The following is a 17184-nucleotide window of genomic DNA, read 5'->3' on the forward strand; positions in this document are numbered from 1 at the left end:
GACGTGGAGCGTGGCCTGTGACAGGAGATCTTCCCCATGACCGATCCGAAGCCGACCGCGGACCGCAGCCGCGGGACCGGCGTCTGGCCCCTGATACACACCGAGCGCGCGGCCCTGGCGGCCGACCTCGAGGACCTGACCGACGAGCGGTGGGAGACGCCCTCGCTCTGTGCCGGGCTGTCGGTGCGCGAGGTGCTGGCGCATCTCACCGCGGGGGCGAGCCTCAACGCCGTGCGCTGGATGGCGGGGGTGATCCGCTGCCGGTTCGACTTCGACAGGCAGGTGGCCGTGCGGCTGGCCGAGCAGCTGGGCGACACCCCCGCCGAGACCCTCGCGCGGTTCCGGCGCGTCGTCCCGAGCACGACCAAGCCGCCCCTGCCGGCCGTCGCCATGCTGGGCGAGACACTCGTGCACGGGGAGGACATCCGGCGCCCGCTGGGCATCCGTCACGACCGTCCGGTCGACGTCGTCACCCGGGTCGCCGAGTACTACGCGGGCTCGGACCTCGTGGTCGTCGCCAAGGGGCGCGTCGGCGGGCTGCGGCTCGTCGCGGACGACGGCCCCTTCACGACCGGTTCCGGGCCCGTGGTGTCCGGTCCCACCCTGGCCCTGGTGATGGCCATGACCGGTCGCGCGGCGTACTGCGACGACCTCGGGGGCGACGGCGTGGAGATCCTGCGCGGTCGCTGCGGGACGGCGTGAGCGCGGTCGTACGGCCGTGCCGCACGGGGGTCGTGCCCGCCCCGTGCGGCACGGTGTCCACGGGTCCCTCACGTCGGGGAAGCGACCGAGCGGCCGTTCCTACGCCGCGTGTTCCGCGAAGCGGGCCGCCGTCTCCGCCAGGACCTCCCGGCCGTCCCGGGCCCACAGGGCGTCGTTGAACAGCTCGACCTCGATGGCGCCGGTGTAACCGGCCGCGTCGACGTAGGACTTCCACTCGCGCATGTCGATCGCGCCGTCGCCGATCTGGCCGCGGCCGTTGAGGACGCCCTCCGGGAGAGGGGTCGTCCAGTCGGCGAGCTGGAAGGTGTGGATGCGGCCGGAGGCGCCCGCCCGGGCGATCTGCTCCGGCGCCCGGTCGTCCCACCAGATGTGGTACGTGTCGACGGTGACGCCGACCTGGTGGGCGGGGAAGCGCTCGGCGAGGTCCAGGGCCTGGGCGAGGGTGGAGACCACGCAGCGGTCCGAGGCGAACATGGGGTGCAGGGGCTCGATGGCGAGGCGTACGCCGTGCTTCTCGGCGTAGGGGCCCAGTTCGGCCAGCGCGTCCGCGATGCGTTCGCGGGCCGCGTGCAGGTCCTTGCCGCCGGGCGGGAGGCCGCCCGAGACCAGCACCAGGGTGTCGGTGCCGAGGGCGGCGGCCTCGTCGACCGCGCGGCGGTTGTCGGCGAGGGCCCGGGCGCGCTCGTCCGGGTCGGTCGCCGTGAGGAAGCCGCCGCGGCACAGGGTGGTGGCGTTCAGGCCCGCGTCGCGGACCAGTTTCGCCGCCGCCTCGACGCCGTACTCCTGGACCGGCTCGCGCCACAGGCCGACGTTGCCGATGCCCAGGTCGCGGCAGGCGGCGGTCAGTTCGGGCAGCGAGAGCTGCTTGACCGTCATCTGGTTGATGCTGAAGCGCGCGAGATCGGTCACCGGTCCACCCCGTACAGGCTCAGCAGGTTCCGCATGCGGTCCTCCGCCAGCTTCGGGTCGGGGAACAGGCCGAGGCCGTCGGCGAGTTCGTAGGCGCGGGCGAGGTGCGGCAGGGAGCGGGCCGACTGGAGGCCGCCGACCATCGTGAAGTGGGACTGGTGGCCCGCCAGCCAGGCCAGGAACACCACGCCCGTCTTGTAGAAGCGGGTGGGGGCCTGGAAGAGGTGGCGGGAGAGGGGGACGGTGGGGTCGAGGAGGGCGCGGAAGCCCTCCGTGTTCCCGGTGTCCAGGACGCGGACCGCCTCGGCGGCCAGCGGGCCCAGCGGGTCGAAGATGCCGAGCAGGGCGTGGCTGAAGCCCTGGTCGTCACCGGCGATCAGCTCGGGGTAGTGGAAGTCGTCGCCGGTGTAGCAGCGCACGCCCTTGGGGAGGCGGCGGCGCAGGTCCACCTCGCGCCGGGCGTCCAGCAACGAGACCTTGATGCCGTCGACCTTGTCGGGGTGGGCGGCGATGACCTCCAGGAAGGTGCCGGTCGCCGCGTCCAGGTCGGAGGAGCCCCAGTAGCCCTCCAGGGCCGGGTCGAACATGGGGCCCAGCCAGTGCAGGATCACCGGCTCGGCGGCCTGGCGCAGCAGGTGGCCGTAGACCTCCAGGTAGTCCTCGGGGCCCTGGGCCGTGGCGGCGAGGGCGCGGGAGGCCATCAGGATGGCCTGGGCGCCGGACTCCTCGACGACGGCGAGCTGTTCCTCGTAGGCCGCGCGGACCTCGGCGAGGGTGCCGGCGGTGAGCTGGTCGGTGCCGACGCCGCAGGCGATGCGGCCGCCGCACGCCCTGGCCTCGGCGGCGGAGCGGCGGATCAGTTCGGCCGCGCCGGCCCAGTCCAGGCCCATGCCGCGCTGGGCGGTGTCCATCGCCTCGGCGACGCCGAGTCCGTGGGACCACAGGTGGCGGCGGAAGGCGAGGGTGGCGTCCCAGTCGACGGCGGCGGGCGAGTCGGGGGTGGTGTCGGCGTACGGGTCGGCGACGACGTGCGCGGCGGAGAAGACCGTACGGGAGGTGAAAGCGCTTCCCGTGGAGAGGGCGAGGGGTTCGGTGCGGGGTTCGTAGGCGCGCAGGGCGCCGTTCGCGTCGGGCAGGTGGAGGGTCACAGCGAGATCTCCGGTACGTCGAGGCGGCGGCCCTCGGCCGAGGACTTCAGGCCCAGTTCGGCGAGCTGGACGCCGCGGGCGCCGGCCAGCAGGTCCCAGCGGTAGGGGGCGTCGGCGTAGACGTGCTTGAGGAACAGCTCCCACTGGGCCTTGAAGCCGTTGTCGAACTCGCCGTTGTCGGGGACCTCCTGCCACTGGTCGCGGAAGACCTCGGTGGCGGGGATGTCCGGGTTCCAGACGGGCTTGGGGGTGGCGCTGCGGTGCTGGACACGGCAGTTGCGCAGGCCCGCGACGGCGGAGCCCTCGGTGCCGTCGACCTGGAACTCGACGAGTTCGTCGCGGTTGACGCGGACCGTCCAGGAGGAGTTGATCTGCGCGATCGCGCCGCCGTCGAGTTCGAAGATGCCGTAGGCGGCGTCGTCGGCGGTGGCGTCGTAGGGCTTGCCGTCCTCGTCCCAGCGCTCGGGGATGTGGGTGGCGGTGAGGGCCTGGACGGTCTTCACGCGGCCGAACAGCTCGTGCAGGACGTACTCCCAGTGCGGGAACATGTCGACGACGATGCCGCCGCCGTCCTCGGCGCGGTAGTTCCACGAGGGGCGCTGGGCGTCCTGCCAGTCGCCCTCGAAGACCCAGTAGCCGAACTCGCCGCGCACGGACAGGACGCGGCCGAAGAAGCCGCCGTCGATGAGGCGCTTGAGCTTGAGCAGGCCGGGGAGGAAGAGCTTGTCCTGGACGACGCCGTGCCTGACGCCGGCGGCGTTCGCCAGGCGGGCCAGTTCCAGGGCGCCGTCGAGGCCGGTGGCGGTGGGCTTCTCGGTGTAGATGTGCTTGCCGGCGGCGATCGCCTTCCTGATCGCCTCCTCGCGGGCCGAGGTGACCTGGGCGTCGAAGTAGATCTCGACGCTCTCGTCGGCGAGGACGGCGTCCAGGTCGGTGGAGACGTGCTCCAGGCCGTGCTTCTCGGCGAGCGCCCGCAGCGCGTGCTCGCGGCGGCCCACCAGGACCGGCTCCGGCCACAGCACGGTGCCGTCGCCCAGGTCGAGGCCGCCCTGTTCGCGGATGGCCAGGATGGAGCGGACGAGGTGCTGGCGGTAGCCCATGCGTCCGGTCACACCGTTCATGGCGATCCGCACCGTCTTGCGTGTCACGTCGTTCCCTTCGTACGGCGGTCCGCGCGCCGCATACGCCGAAGAGTGGACAGGCGATACAGCAAGCGCTTTCTATGTGTCATGAAGCTAGCCTGTGGACGGAGGTCCGGACAAGAGCGCGGCCGGAGCGAGTTGTTCGAGGGGGCGAACAAACGCGTGCGCCGGGCTTAAGGTCGGCACGGAACCCGGGCCGGCCCCGGGGTCCGTGCACGAAGGCGTACGACGTGGGCGTACGGCGAGGACGACGAGACGGCCGACCGGAGGACGAGGACATGACGGTGACACTGGCGGACGTGGCGGCCCGCGCCAAGGTCTCCCCCGCGACGGTGTCGCGCGTGCTGAACGGGAACTATCCCGTGGCCGCCTCCACCCGGGAGCGGGTGCTGAAGGCGGTCGACGACCTGGACTACGTCCTCAACGGTCCCGCGAGCGCCCTGGCGGCGGCGACGTCCGACCTGGTGGGCATCCTGGTCAACGACATCGCCGACCCCTTCTTCGGCGTGATGGCCGGTGCGATCCAGTCGGAGATCGGCGGCCCGGGCGGCAGGGCCGGCGGCGAGAGACTCGCCGTGGTCTGCAACACCGGCGGCACCCCGGAGCGCGAGCTGACCTACCTCACGCTGCTGCAGCGGCAGCGGGCGGCGGCCGTGGTGCTGACCGGCGGGGCTATGGAGGACGCGGCGCACCAGAAGGCGGTGGCGGCCAAGCTGCGGAAGCTGACGGACGCCGGGACGCGGGTGGTGCTGTGCGGGCGTCCGCCGGCACCCGGCACCGGGGCGATCGCGCTGGCCTTCGACAACCGCGGGGGCGGCCGGGAGCTGACCGAGCACCTGATCGGACTCGGCCACCGGCGGCTCGGCTACATCGCGGGCCCCCGGGAGCGCACCACCACCAGGCACCGGCTGGAGGGCCACCGGGCCGCGCTCGCCGCGCACGGCATCGAGGAGGACCCCCGCTGGACGGTCCACGGCCGCTACGACCGGCAGTCCGGCTACGAGGCCACGCTGGAGCTGCTGCGGCGGGACCCGGAGCTGACCGCCGTGGTCGCCGCGAACGACTCCGTCGCGCTGGGGGCGTGCGCGGCGCTGCGGGACTCCGGGCTGCGGATCCCGGCGGACGTGTCGGTGGCCGGCTTCGACGACCTGCCGTTCAGCATCGACGCGGTGCCCGCGCTGACGACGGTGCGGCTGCCGCTCGCGGAGGCGGGGGCGCGGGCGGGGCGGATCGCGATGGGACGGGAGGATGCGCCGCCCGGGGGGATCGCGACGGTACGGGGGGAGTTGATGGTGCGGGGCTCCTCCGGAGTGCCGCGGGGATAGACGCCGTTCCCTCGGGGACGCGGGGCGTCCGTGCGGGCGCGGCGGGGGCTTCCACCACGGCCGCCAGGAGTGGCTCGACCGCGTCACCATGAACCGGGCCGTGCGCTACGACATCGTCCATGAACCCGCCCGCGGCCGCTGGTACCTCGACGCCTCCTGGTCCCTGGACACCAACCCGCTGCTCACACCGCAGCAGATCCGCGCGTCAGGCACACGTCTGCTCGGCGTCGGCCTCAACGCCGACCACCTTGCCGTCACCGTCCTCGACGAGCACGGCAACCCGGTCGGCGAACCCCACACCGTCCCGCTCGACCTGACAGGCCCCGCCACCACACGGGACGGCCGCCTCCGCACGGCGATCAGCCGCCTGATCACCATCGCCCACGAGCACGGCTGCGCCGCGGTCATAATCGAGGACCTCGGCTTCACCGACGCCCGCGCCACCGGCCGCGAGACCATGGGCCGCGGACAGCGCGGCAAACGCTTCCGCCGCGCGGTCGCAGGCATCCCCACCGCACGCTTCCGCGAGCGGCTGCGCGGCATGGCCTACCACCAGGGTCTCCACATCATCGCCGTCGACCCCGCATACACCAGCATGTGGGGCGAGAAGCACTGGAAGACCCCGCTCCAGCAGCAGACCAGGACCACCGTCACCCGGCACCACGGTGCCGCCGTGGCGATCGGCAGGCGCGGCCTGGGACACAGGATCCGGCGTCGGCCAGGTGTGACCGCACCCGACCAGAGGATCGGGCCACGGAGAGCTACCGGCCAGACCGCATCCCTCCCCAGGCCGCGCGGGACCACGAGCCCGCCCAGGACAGCGGGCACGCCCACTCAGGGCGGCAAGACCCGACCGCGCCGAGGTGACCAGCACGTGCTGCTCCCCGACCTCGAAGACCGTTCGCGAGGTCACCTGGCCCTCACCGGCCCGGTCTACGGCGAGTCGGCCGACACAGGCCAACCCCCATAAGAAACGGTAGGGTCCCCGGGCATGAAGCTGGCGTTCTCCACCCTCGGACTGCCCGGACTGCCGCTGAGCGATGTGCTGCGGCTCGCCACCGACCACGGATACCACGGCGTCGAACTGCGCGCCCATCCCGAGGAGCCGGTCCACCCCGGTCTCTCCCCCGAGCAACGGGCCGACGCCGCCGCCGCGTTCGAGGCGGCCGGTGTCGAGGTGCTCTGTGTCGCGGGGTACGCGCGGGTCGCCGCGCCCGGTGACGACGACGCCGTCGTCGCCGAGGTCCGCACCCTGCTCGACCTGGCCCGCGATCTGGGCGCCCCGTACGTCAGGGTCTTCCCCGGCGGCGGTACCGATCAGAGCCCCGAGGAGGCCGACGCGACGGCCGCCCGGCGGCTGGGCACCGCCGCCGAGTACGCCACCGGCGTCGGGGTGCGCATCCTGCTGGAGACCCACGACTCGCACCGCACCGGCGCCGACGCGATGCGCGTGCTCGGCCTGGTCGGTCACCGGCAGGTCGGCGCGGTGTGGGACGTCATGCACACCTGGCTGGGCGGCGAGCAGCCCGTGGAGTCCTACGCGGCCCTGTCACCGCACCTCGGCTACGTCCAGGTCAAGGACATCGCCTCGCCCGACGACACCACGCCGCTGCCGCTCGGCGCGGGCGTGCTGCCGCTGGCCGAGTGCGTGGAGGTGCTCTCCCGGGAGGGCTGGGACGGCTGGCTGTGCTGGGAGTACGAGAAGCGGTGGTACGAGGCCGCCGCCCCGCTGCCCGGGCTGCTGGACGGCGGCAGGGCTCATCTCGCCCGGCTGCTCAACGAGTCGGCCTGAGAGCCGGCGTACCGGGGCTGCGGGAAGGGGCCGGGCGGACGCTGGGGCTGGTTGCGCAGCGACCGGTTGTCACTGATCACGTACGTCTTGGTGGTGGGCTCCGGCGTCCGGGGGGCGGGTGACGGCGCGGGACGGTGAGGACCGCGGCCGTCGTCGCGGCGCACACCGCCGGGCCGGTCGCGGTCGTACGCGCCGCCGGACCGGGGGCCCTCGTGGCGCGTCCCGTCGGGCCGGGGGCCGTCGTGGCGGCCGGTGCCGGTGTCGCGGCCGGTGCCGGTGTCACGGCCGGTCCCGGTGTCGCGGCCCGGTGCAGGGTCCGGCGCGCGCGCCGTGTCGGGGTCCTGCGGGGACGGCCGCAGACGGTGGCGGGGGGTGGTGCGCCGGGGCGGGCGGGTCAGCGTGATCTGGCGTACGAGCTGCTGGAAGCAGGTCAGGGAGGCCAGGCCCGGCAGGGCGGCGGCCGCGATGTCCATGACGGTGCGGGAGGTCTGCGCGGAGACGCACAGGGCCATCGCGATGAGGGAGAAGGCGAGGACCACGCACCAGGAGTGCACGGCCCGGCGCTGGTGCAGGGCCGCCCTCAGCACGGACAGCGACGCCGCGAGCCAGGGGCCGTAGACGAGCAGGGGCCACCAGGAGACGACATCGGTCTGCAACCGGGTCAGGGCGACGACGCGCAGGGGGTCGTAGGCGACCATGCCGCCGAAGAGGCTGACCGCGGAGGCGATGACGGTGATGGCGGCGGCGATGACGTAGCTGACCGCCCGCAGGCCCCTCGGGCCGCGCCGCTCGCGCACCTTGCGGTGGCTGCGGGTGCTCCCCCTCAACGGCGGCAGCTCGGCCGTGATCTGCTGCAGGTTCTCCAGGGGGCCGCCCGGTGCCGGAGGGGCCGGTGCCGGAGGGGCCGGTGCCGGAGGGGCCGGGGGGGCCGGGGGCTCGTGCGGAGGCGGCGGGGAGGCCGTCTGCGGGAGCTGCTCCTCCAGGGCGTCCTGGAGCATGAAGGCCAGTTCCTCGGCCGGGTCCCAGGACATGTCGGGGACGAGCGGCAGGGAGGGGTCGTCGACGGGTGCGCGGTGACGGCCGTGGCCCGCCTCGGGACGGGGCTCGGGACCCGTCCCGTGGGGAAAGCCGAAGCCCGTCTCGTGCGGGAGGCCGAAGCCCGCCTCGGGGCCGGGCCAGGAGTAAGGGTGGGGGGTGGAGTGGTCCGGTCCGTAATACGGTTCTTCTTCGTACACGGCCCGGTCACTCGGCTCGCGAGAGGACGGGCCATTCCCTGATGGCGTCCCGGCGTCGGGCGGGGTATTTCCGCGGCCCGTCCGTGTCGTTCGGGAAATCCCGCGCAAAGGGGTCGGTACCGCCGGGTGCGACGGAGCGTCCGCCTCTGCCCAGAGTGCCGTTCGGCGTGGCCGACGCGCACGTCACTGCCGGGTCATGAGCGCAAGGGACCGATGGAACCGCGTGGCCCCCCATGATGTTCCTACGCTCGAAAGCCCAAGGGAGACACTTTCCCCCAGTTACCTTGGTCATATTCTCACTAACGCCGCCCGACTCATCCGGATGCGCGGCAAAAGAGTGAAGGATTAACCAGACAATGAGCCTGTCATGGTGCTTGTCCGTCCCTCCGGGGGAGGACGCGCGGCGGGCGTTCGCACCCTGACGCTCCACCGGGCCCCACCGGTCCCGCCCCACCGGCCCCTCCGGGCCCGTCCGTCCCGACTTCGGATTCCGGGTCCGGAACGGGAACCCGCGGCGGGGGTCGCCCGTCCAATCCGCAGACTGCCGGAAGAGTCTCCGCCGTGCGGTGTCGGCCTCGCTGCTGGCTGCGATCGCTGACCACCCTCTCCTCCGCACCGCGGCCGGCAGCACGCCGCCATCGGCGCGCCCCCCTCCCGAGCGCCGGTGGCGGCCCCTCCGCCCCTCTCCCTCTCACCGCCCGGCCCAGCCCGCCCCGGCCCGGCCGGTGACTCCTGTGCGCTCCCTTGACTGGCAGAAACTTCCCGGATATTGGTGACTCCTTGGAAGTTTCCTTCAGTGTCCTTCAGCAGCTCTCCAGCGATCCCCCGCGGATCACTCCGGAAGGAGCGCACGTGCACGACAGCAGCACGGCCGGCCCGGGAAGCACCGCACGCCCCTCCAGACGCACCGTCCTCGCCGCCACCGCGGGTGTCACCGCGGTGCTCGCGGCCGGCGGCACCGCCGTCGCCGCCCCCCGCCGGCCCGACGACGACAGGCTCCGTGCCCTCATCTCCCGCATGACGCTGGAGGAGAAGGTCGGCCAGCTCTTCGTGATGCGGGTCTACGGCCACTCCGCCACCGCCCCCGACCAGGCCGACATCGACGCCAACCTCGAGGAGATCGGCGTCCGCACCGCCGCCGAGCTGATCGCCAAGTACCGCGTCGGCGGCGTCATCTACTTCGCCTGGGCCCACAACACCCGCGACCCGCACCAGATCGCCGGTCTGTCCAACGGCATCCAGAAGGCGTCCCTGTCGCTGCCGCGCGGGCTTCCGGTGCTGATCTCCACCGACCAGGAGCACGGCATAGTGGCCCGCGTGGGCGAGCCGGCGACCCTCTTCCCCGGCGCGATGGCCGTCGGCGCGAACGGCTCGCGCTCCGACGCCCGCGCCCTCGGCCGGATCGCGGGCGCCGAACTGCGCGCGATGGGCGTCCGGCAGGACTACTCCCCCGTGGCCGACGTCAACGTCAACCCGGCCAACCCCGTGATCGGCGTGCGCTCCTTCGGCGCCGACCCCGAGGCGGTGGCCGGTCTGGTGGCCGCCGAGGTGACGGGGTACCAGCGCTCCGGTGTCGCCGCGTGCGCCAAGCACTTCCCCGGGCACGGCGACACGGCCACCGACAGCCACACCGGTCTGCCGGTCATCACGCACAGCCGCGCCGAGTGGGAGAAGCTGGACGCGCCGCCGTTCCGCGCGGCGATCGCGGCCGGCATCGACGCGATCATGACCGCGCACCTCGTCGTCCCGGCGCTCGACGACTCCGGTGACCCGGCCACCCTCTCCCGCCCGATCCTCACCGGCATCCTGCGTGAGGAACTCGGCTACGACGGCGTCGTGGTCACCGACTCCCTCGGCATGGAGGGCGTACGGACGAAGTACGGCGACGACCGGGTGCCGGTGCTGGCGCTGAAGGCCGGCGTCGACCAGCTCCTCAACCCGCCGGACCTGGACCTCGCGTGGAACGCGGTGCTCACGGCCGTGCGCGAGGGCGAGCTGACCGAGGCGCGGCTCGACGAATCGATCCTGCGGGTGCTGCGGCTGAAGGCGAAGCTCGGTCTCTTCGAGAACGCCTACACCAGCGCCCGGGACGTGGACCGCACGGTCGGCACCCGGGGGCACCTGGCCGCCGCCGACCGGATCGCCGAGCGGAGCACGACGCTGCTGGTCAACGAGGGGCAGCTGCTGCCCCTGTCCCGGCGCCGGACGCCGAGGCTGCTGGTCGTCGGCGCCGATCCCGCCTCCCCGTCGGGCACCACGGGCCCTCCGACCGGCACCCTCGCGGGCGCGCTGGGCGAACTCGGCTTCACCGCCACCACCCTGTCCACCGGCACCGCCCCGTCTGCCGCGACCATCGACCGGGCGGTCGCCGCCGCCGGGGAGGCGGACGCGGTGGTGGTGGCCACCTACAACGTCACCGCGGGCAGCAGCCAGCGCACGCTGGTCGCCCGGCTGCTCGCCACCGGGAAGCCGGTGGTCGCGGTCGCGATCCGCAACCCGTACGACGTGGCCCGGCTGCCCGGCGTGCCGGCCGTCCTCGCCGCGTACTCCTGGACGGACGTCGAGATGCGGGCGGCGGCCCGGGTGATCGCCGGCCGGGTGCGGCCGCGCGGGAAGCTGCCCGTGCCGGTGATGCGCGCGGACGATCCGACGGCGGTGCTCCACCCGATCGGACACGGACTGACGTACCGGTCGTAGGCGGCGTACGCCACCCGCCCGGAGCGCACCCGTCACCGTGCGCAAAGCTCCCCGCACGACTGGCGTGCACCCGCCTCGGCGGGTCACGCTGGGCGGGGGATCCGGGGGGACGGCTATGCGTGGGAGAAGGCGGACGGGCGCGCGGCGCGCGCCGGCGGCGCTGCCGGCCGTACTGACGGCCGTACTGCTGGCGGGCTGTCAGGCTCCGACGTCCGGCGGGACGGATCCGCACGGGCGGCTCGGCGGTCCGTCGCCGTCGGCCGCGTCCACCCGGCTCACCGGGTACGGGGCGGTGTTCCTGGCGGTCGACGAGTGCAGCTCGTTCGGGACGGTCAGCTTCACCGAGGTGCCGTGCGCGAGCGAGCGGGCGGCGGCCCGGGTCGTGGCCCGGCACGACGGGAAGGCGTCGGGCGGGCCGCCCTGCCCGCCGGTCACCGACTTCGTCCTGCACATCAGCGAACAGCGGCCCTCCGCCGACGAGGACGGCGACGGCGCGGTGGCGCAGGGCTACGCCTGCATGCGCTCGCTGCAGCCGCCGCACCCCGGCGACCCCGGCGGCGGGGGCGGCCCGCGCACCATCGTCGGCGACTGCGTCTACGACGCCGGCCGCGGCAAGGTCCGCGAGACCGCGTGCGACGGGAAGGGTGAGCGGAAACCGCAGTACAAGGTGGTCCGGGCGGTCACCGGCCGGGACCGCTGCCCCGCCGGGACCGCCCTGTTCGTCCGCCTCGGCGACGGTGACCGCCCGGTGGGCTGCGCCCGGCCGCTGTGAGCGTCCTTCACGCACAACGGCCGGACACGGCCCGGTGGGTGCGCGGCACTATGGACGCAGCGCCGTCTCCTGCCGGACGTCCCGCTTGTCCAGCCTGGCGTCGAACGCCGCCAGCGGGCGGGCCGTCGCCGGGTTCTCCCGGACGGTGGCGGGGGCGACGCCCGCCCAGTCGAGGATGCGGGCGGTGGCCAGGGCCTTCTGCTCGGGCACCAGGCCGGCGACGTTGGCGCCGTGGTTCATGCCGGGCGCGGTCATGACGTAGGAGTCACGCGCGCCGTGGCCGAGGCGGAAGGGCTCGGCGCCCCACGGGTCGTTCTCGCCGTACACGAACAGCATGTGGCGGGCGTTGTGCCTCACCCAGGTGTCGACGTCCCGCATCGCCCACGGCTGGAACTCCATCTCGATCGCGCGGGGCACGAAGTTGCGCGGCGGCTGGTAGCCGTAGCGGATGTACTTCTTCTCGATGTGCGGGAAGCGGATCGTCGGCGCGCCCAGCTGGGTGCCGGCCTGGTAGTAGTACGGCGTGTACCGCTCCAGGCCCTGGTCGGTGTAGGCGGCGAAGCCGGAGACGGTGTCGACCGACTCCCAGATCACGTCGTCGGTGGCGTTCTTCGCGTCGGCGGGGATGCCGGCGCAGTCCTTCAGGGTGCTGTACTGCCAGAAGCCCCACACGTAGTCGAGGACGACGGCCTCGTAGGCGCGGTCGAGGCTGCCGATCGTGTCGAAGGTGTAGCCGTTCTCGGCCGCGTACGCCGCGTACTTCTTCTCCAGCGGCGCCCGGCGCACCAGGGCCTCGCGCTGCACGCCGTTCAGGCGGTCGCGGCACTCCTCCGTGCCGACGGTGGCGAAGAAGCGGTCGTACGCCGAGTCCTCCTTGTTCACCACGTCGTTGGGGGCGACGTAGGCGACGACGCCGTCCATGTCGCGGGGGTAGAACCGCTCGTAGTAGGTGGCGGTCATGCCGCCCTTGGAGCCGCCGGTGGAGATCCAGTTCTCGGAGTAGACGGGCTTGAGGGCCTTGAAGATGCGGTGCTGGTCACTGGCGGCCTGCCAGATGTCCAGCTTGGACCAGTCGGCCGGCTGGGGCCGGGACGGGGTGAAGTAGCGGTACTCCATGGAGACCTGGTTGCCGTCCACGATCTGGGTCGGCTCGCGGCGGCTCGGGTTCGTGGAGATGTGGTAGCCGCCGGTGTAGAAGACCGTCGGGCGGCTCACGTCCTTGTGCAGCACGGTGATCCGCTGCTGGAACGTGCCCTTGGACGGGTGCCGGTGGTCGACCGGCTGCGTGTAGTTCAGGACGAAGAAGCGGTAGCCGGTGTACGGCTTCTCCTCGATCAGGCTCATGCCCGGTATGGACAGCAACCGGTCCTTGATGTCGACGGCCTTCGGCTCGGCGGCGGTGGCCGCGCCCGCCGTGCCGGCGGTGCCTATGAGCACCACGAGCGCCAGCAGCCATCTGAGCGCCTTGCGCATGCACCCTCCCTGGGAAACAGACGTGCGCCGGAAGCTATCGGAGCAAGTCACCCGTACACCAGGGGAGATGGGGAAATGGCCGGCCCGGGGCCGGTGACGGACGCCGGGGTGCCGGCCCCGGTCGGCGGGAGGGCGGCGGTCAGCGGGAGGCGGCGACCGGCTCCTCCGGTCCGGCGGCGCCGACGAAGGTACGCCACAGCCGCGCGTACCGTCCGTCGAGTGCCAGCAGCTCCTCGTGCGTGCCGTCCTCGGCGACCCGCCCGTGGTCCATGACGACGACCCGGTCGGCGCGGGCGGCCGTGGTCAGCCGGTGTGCCACGACCAGGGTCGTACGGCGGCCCGCGATCCGGTCGGTGGCCTGGTTGACCTGGGCCTCGGTGGCCAGGTCCAGTGCCGCGGTCGCCTCGTCGAGGAGGAGGACGTCCGGGTCGACGAGTTCGGCGCGGGCCAGGGCGATCAGCTGGCGCTGTCCGGCGGAGAGGTTGCGGCCCCGTTCGGCGACCTCGTGGAGGTAGCCGCCCTCCAGGGTGGCGATCATCTCGTGGGCGCCGACCGCGCGTGCCGCCGCCTCCACCTCGGCGTCGGTGGCGTCGGGGCGGCCGTAGGCGATGGCGTCGCGGACGGTGCCGGGGAAGAGGTAGGCCTCCTGCGGGACGACGCCGAGGCGGTGCCGGTAGGAGGTGAGGTCGAGGTCGCGCAGGTCCCGCCCGTCGACGGTGACCCGCCCGCCGGTCGGGTCGTAGAAGCGGGCGACCAGCTTGACCAGGGTCGACTTGCCGGCGCCGGTCTCGCCGACGAAGGCGACGGTCTGCCCGGCGGGGATGCGCAGGTCGATGCCGGTGAGGGCCTCCTCCTCGTCGCCGTACCGGAAGTGCACGTCCTCGAAGGCGATCTCGCCGCGCAGGGAGGTGACCTCGGCCGGTTTCTCGGCGGTCCGGGTCGAGGTGGGCTCGCGCAGCAGTTCCTGGATGCGGCCCAGGGAGACGGTCGCCTGCTGGTAGCCGTCGAAGACCTGGGAGAGCTGCTGGACGGGGGCGAAGAACAGGTCGATGTAGAGCAGGTAGGCGACCAGCGCGCCGGTGGTCAGCGTGGCGTCGTCGATGCGCGCGCCGCCGACGACCAGCACGGCGACGGCCGCGGCCGAGGACAGCAGCTGCACGAACGGGAAGTACACCGAGATCAGCCACTGGCCGCGGATGCGGGCCCGCCGGTAGCTGTCGCTGTGCTCGGCGAAGCGCCGCCCGCCGTCGTGCTCGCGCCGGAACGCCTGCACGATCCGCAGGCCGGCCACCGACTCCTGCAGGTCGGCGTTGACCGCGGACACCCGCTCGCGGGCCAGTTCGTACGCCTTCACGCTGGCCCGGCGGAAGAAGAAGGTGGCGACGACCAGCGGCGGCAGCGTCGCGAAGACGACCAGGGCGAGCTGTACGTCGATCACCAGCAGGGCGGCCATGATGCCGAAGAAGGTGACGACCGAGACGAAGGCGGTGACCAGTCCCGTCTGGAGGAACGTCGACAGCGCGTCGACGTCCGTGGTCATCCGGGTCATGATCCGGCCGGTCAGCTCGCGCTCGTAGTAGTCCAGGCCGAGCCGCTGGAGCTGGGCGAAGATCTTCAGGCGCAGGGCGTACAGGATCCGTTCGCCGGTGCGGCCGGTCATGCGGATCTCCCCGGTCTGCGCCGCCCACTGCACGAGCACCGTGAGCAGGCCCAGCAGGGAGGCCGTCCAGACCGCGCCGAGGGCGAGCCGGGTGACGCCGTCGTCGATGCCGTGCCGGATCAGCACCGGCAGCAGCAGGCCCATGCCGGCGTCGGCGGCGACCAGGGCGAGGCTGACGAGCAGCGGGCGGCCGAAGCCGCGCAGGAGGCGCCGCAGGCCGTACGACTCCTCCGGCAGCACGGCGCGGGCCTCGTCGACGTCCGGGGTGTCGGTGGCCGGGGGCAGGGCGTCGACCTGGGCGAGCAGCTCGGGGGTGGCCGGGGTGCCGGCGAGGGCGGTGTCCTTGGGCGCGCGGTCGCCGGTCCACAGCCGCGGGGTGACGCCGCGCTCGGCGTCGAACTCGGCGTCCAGCTCGTCGCGGACGGAGGTGTCCTCCGGCGCCTCGGCGGGGCGGGTGTGGCCGGGCGAGACGCCGCCGAGCTCGTCGGGGTCGGTGAGCAGGCGGCGGTAGAGGGCGCACCGTTCCTGGAGCTCGTCGTGGGTGCCGATGTCGGCGAGGCGGCCGTGGTCGAGGACGGCGATGCGGTCGGCGAGGCCGAGGGTGGAGCGGCGGTGGGCTATCAGCAGGGTGGTGCGGCCCCGCATGACGTGCGCCAGCGCCTCGTGGATCTCGTGCTCGACGCGGGCGTCCACGGCGGAGGTGGCGTCGTCCAGGACGAGCAGCCGGGGGTCGGTGAGGATGGCGCGGGCGAGGGCGACGCGCTGGCGCTGGCCGCCGGAGAGGGTCAGTCCGTGCTCGCCGACGGTGGTGTCGTAGCCGTCGGGCAGCTCGCTGATGAAGCCGTGGGCCTGCGCGGCGCGGGCCGCGGCCTCGATCTCCTCGTCGGTGGCGTCGGGGCGGCCGTAGGCGATGTTGGCGCGCACGGTGTCGGAGAAGAGGAACGAGTCCTCGGGCACGAGCCCGATCGCGGCGCGCAGCGAGTCGAGGGTCAGTTCCCGCACGTCGTGGCCGCCGACGAGGACGGCGCCGCGCGTCACGTCGTAGAAGCGCGGCAGGAGCAGGGAGACGGTGGACTTGCCGGAGCCGGAGGAGCCGACGACGGCGAGGGTCTCGCCGGGCCGGATCTCGAAGGAGAGTCCGTCGAGGACGGGCCGGCCGGGGTCGTAGCCGAAGGACACGTCGTCGAACTCGACGGTGGCGGGCGCGTCGGCCGGGAGTTCCCGGGTGCCGTCGGTCAGGGACGGCTCGGTGTCGATCAGCTCCAGGACGCGTTCGGTGCCGGCGCGGGCCTGCTGGCCGACGGTGAGGACCATGGCGAGCATGCGGACCGGGCCGACGAGCTGGGCCAGGTAGGTGGAGAAGGCGACGAAGGTGCCCAGCGTGATGTTCCCGCGGACGGCCAGCCAGCCGCCGAGGGCGAGCATGGCGACCTGGCCGAGGGCGGGGACGGCCTGGAGGGCGGGGGTGTACCGGCTGTTCAGCCGGATCGTCCGCAGCCGTCCGGCGAACAGCCGCCTGCCGACCTCCCGGAGCTTGCCGGTCTCCTGCTCCTCCTGCCCGAAGCCCTTCACCACGCGTACGCCGCTCACCGAGCCGTCGACCACGCCGGCGACGGCGGCGGCCTGGGCCTGGGCGTACCAGGTGGCGGGGTGCAGCCGGGTGCGGCTGCGGCGGGCGATGAACCACAGCGCGGGGGCGACGGCGAGGGCGACCAGGGTGAGCGGCGGGGACAGCCACGCCATGATCACCAGGGAGATCAGGAAGAGCAGGACGTTCCCGATGGTCATCGGGAGCATGAACAGCAGGCTCTGGATCAGCTGGAGGTCGCTGGTGGCGCGTCCGACGACCTGGCCGGTGGACAGCTCGTCCTGCCGTCGCCCGTCGAGCCGGGTGATCGTGTCGTACATGTCCGTGCGCAGGTCGTGCTGCACGTCGAGGGCGAGCCGGCCGCCGTAGTAGCGGCGGACGTAGGTGAGGCCGTAGACGGCGAGCGCGGCGCCGACCAGGAGCCCGGCCCAGGTGGCCATGGACCTGCTCTTGTCGCCGATCACGTCGTCGACGATCACCTTGGTGATCAGCGGGACGAGGGCCATGACGGCCATGCCGCCGAGGGAGGACCCGAGGGCGAGGACGACGTCCTTGGGATACCGCCAGGCGTACCCCGCCAGCCGTCGTGCCCATCCCCGTTGCGCGTCCACGCGGTGCCCTCCGGTCGGTCGTCCTGCTCGTCTGATCTACCGGAAGGCACCAACACGGGCGAGCGGGGATTTCATCCCGCCGCAACATTCGGGCTCCCGCCTCGGATGC

At 73.3% G+C, this 17184-nt stretch carries 12 protein-coding genes; 6 read left to right on the forward strand and 6 right to left on the reverse strand.

Translation table 11 applies throughout. The annotated features are described in order from the left end of the window. The first annotated feature begins 36 nt into the window (after positions 1–36). Positions 37–702, forward strand: a complete 666-nt coding sequence (locus ACFYOJ_RS13260; protein WP_356554897.1) for a maleylpyruvate isomerase family mycothiol-dependent enzyme — start codon at positions 37–39, stop codon at positions 700–702. A gap of 99 nt (positions 703–801) precedes the next feature. On the opposite strand, the gene ACFYOJ_RS13265 is transcribed toward ACFYOJ_RS13260, so the two are convergent. The 3 genes from ACFYOJ_RS13265 to ACFYOJ_RS13275 are packed head-to-tail and all read right to left on the reverse strand — an operon-like array spanning position 802 to position 3928. Next, on the reverse strand, positions 802–1632 hold the full coding sequence (locus ACFYOJ_RS13265; protein WP_356554898.1) for a sugar phosphate isomerase/epimerase family protein: 831 nt from the start codon (positions 1630–1632) through the stop codon (positions 802–804). Further along, entirely contained in the window at positions 1629–2780 is a 1152-nt protein-coding gene (locus ACFYOJ_RS13270; protein WP_356554900.1) for a dihydrodipicolinate synthase family protein, read from the reverse strand. Before ACFYOJ_RS13270 ends, ACFYOJ_RS13265 begins: the two co-directional genes overlap by 4 nt. Further along, complete coding sequence (locus ACFYOJ_RS13275) at positions 2777–3928, reverse strand: Gfo/Idh/MocA family oxidoreductase (protein WP_356554901.1); 1152 nt, start codon at positions 3926–3928, stop codon at positions 2777–2779. Before ACFYOJ_RS13275 ends, ACFYOJ_RS13270 begins: the two co-directional genes overlap by 4 nt. 272 nt (positions 3929–4200) lie before the next feature. On the opposite strand from ACFYOJ_RS13275, the gene ACFYOJ_RS13280 reads away from it, so the two are divergent. The 3 genes from ACFYOJ_RS13280 (at position 4201) to ACFYOJ_RS13290 (ending at position 7039) form a co-directional block, all read left to right on the forward strand. After that, the gene (locus ACFYOJ_RS13280; protein WP_356554903.1) at positions 4201–5247 is read left to right on the forward strand and encodes a LacI family DNA-binding transcriptional regulator; all 1047 of its coding nucleotides are present in this window, start codon (positions 4201–4203) and stop codon (positions 5245–5247) included. An 88-nt stretch (positions 5248–5335) separates the two neighbouring features. Continuing rightward, positions 5336–6217: a hypothetical protein gene (locus tag ACFYOJ_RS13285; RefSeq protein ID WP_356554905.1), complete on the forward strand. Its 882-nt coding sequence runs from the start codon at positions 5336–5338 to the stop codon at positions 6215–6217. A 21-nt stretch (positions 6218–6238) separates the two neighbouring features. Continuing rightward, the gene (locus tag ACFYOJ_RS13290; protein WP_356554907.1) at positions 6239–7039 is read left to right on the forward strand and encodes a sugar phosphate isomerase/epimerase family protein; all 801 of its coding nucleotides are present in this window, start codon (positions 6239–6241) and stop codon (positions 7037–7039) included. Here the strand turns inward: ACFYOJ_RS13290 and ACFYOJ_RS13295 are convergent. Further along, on the reverse strand, positions 7006–8274 hold the full coding sequence (locus tag ACFYOJ_RS13295; protein ID WP_388596810.1) for a DUF2637 domain-containing protein: 1269 nt from the start codon (positions 8272–8274) through the stop codon (positions 7006–7008). The genes ACFYOJ_RS13290 and ACFYOJ_RS13295 overlap by 34 nt on opposite strands. Positions 8275–9126: 852 nt before the next feature. Here ACFYOJ_RS13295 and ACFYOJ_RS13300 point away from each other — a divergent pair. Together ACFYOJ_RS13300 and ACFYOJ_RS13305 are read left to right on the forward strand one after the other, a co-directional pair. Continuing rightward, positions 9127–10971 (forward strand): glycoside hydrolase family 3 protein, encoded by a 1845-nt coding sequence (locus tag ACFYOJ_RS13300; RefSeq protein ID WP_356554908.1) that lies wholly within the window; start codon positions 9127–9129, stop codon positions 10969–10971. 115 nt (positions 10972–11086) lie between these two features. Beyond that, positions 11087–11743: a hypothetical protein gene (locus ACFYOJ_RS13305; protein WP_356554910.1), complete on the forward strand. Its 657-nt coding sequence runs from the start codon at positions 11087–11089 to the stop codon at positions 11741–11743. 48 nt (positions 11744–11791) lie between these two features. On the opposite strand, the gene ACFYOJ_RS13310 is transcribed toward ACFYOJ_RS13305, so the two are convergent. Both ACFYOJ_RS13310 and ACFYOJ_RS13315 read right to left on the reverse strand, forming a co-directional pair. Next, complete coding sequence (locus ACFYOJ_RS13310; protein WP_356554912.1) at positions 11792–13216, reverse strand: S28 family serine protease; 1425 nt, start codon at positions 13214–13216, stop codon at positions 11792–11794. Positions 13217–13355: 139 nt separating this feature from the next. Next, positions 13356–17075, reverse strand: coding sequence for an ABC transporter ATP-binding protein (locus ACFYOJ_RS13315; protein WP_356554914.1), 3720 nt, complete (start codon positions 17073–17075; stop codon positions 13356–13358). Positions 17076–17184 lie beyond the last annotated feature (109 nt).

Origin of the sequence: Streptomyces sp. NPDC006384 (genome assembly GCF_042870695.1) — a bacterium.
GTDB lineage: Bacteria > Actinomycetota > Actinomycetes > Streptomycetales > Streptomycetaceae > Streptomyces.

Excerpts from the sequence above, each read along its gene's own strand:
- ACFYOJ_RS13305 (WP_356554910.1), top strand. The coding sequence starts at position 11,087 with ATGCGTGGGAGAAGGCGGACGGGCGCGCGGCGCGCGCCGGCGGCGCTG.
- ACFYOJ_RS13280 (WP_356554903.1), top strand. The coding sequence starts at position 4,201 with ATGACGGTGACACTGGCGGACGTGGCGGCCCGCGCCAAGGTCTCCCCC.
- ACFYOJ_RS13290 (WP_356554907.1), top strand. The coding sequence starts at position 6,239 with ATGAAGCTGGCGTTCTCCACCCTCGGACTGCCCGGACTGCCGCTGAGC.
- ACFYOJ_RS13285 (WP_356554905.1), top strand. The coding sequence starts at position 5,336 with ATGAACCGGGCCGTGCGCTACGACATCGTCCATGAACCCGCCCGCGGC.
- ACFYOJ_RS13260 (WP_356554897.1), top strand. The coding sequence starts at position 37 with ATGACCGATCCGAAGCCGACCGCGGACCGCAGCCGCGGGACCGGCGTC.
- ACFYOJ_RS13310 (WP_356554912.1), bottom strand. The coding sequence starts at position 13,216 with ATGCGCAAGGCGCTCAGATGGCTGCTGGCGCTCGTGGTGCTCATAGGC.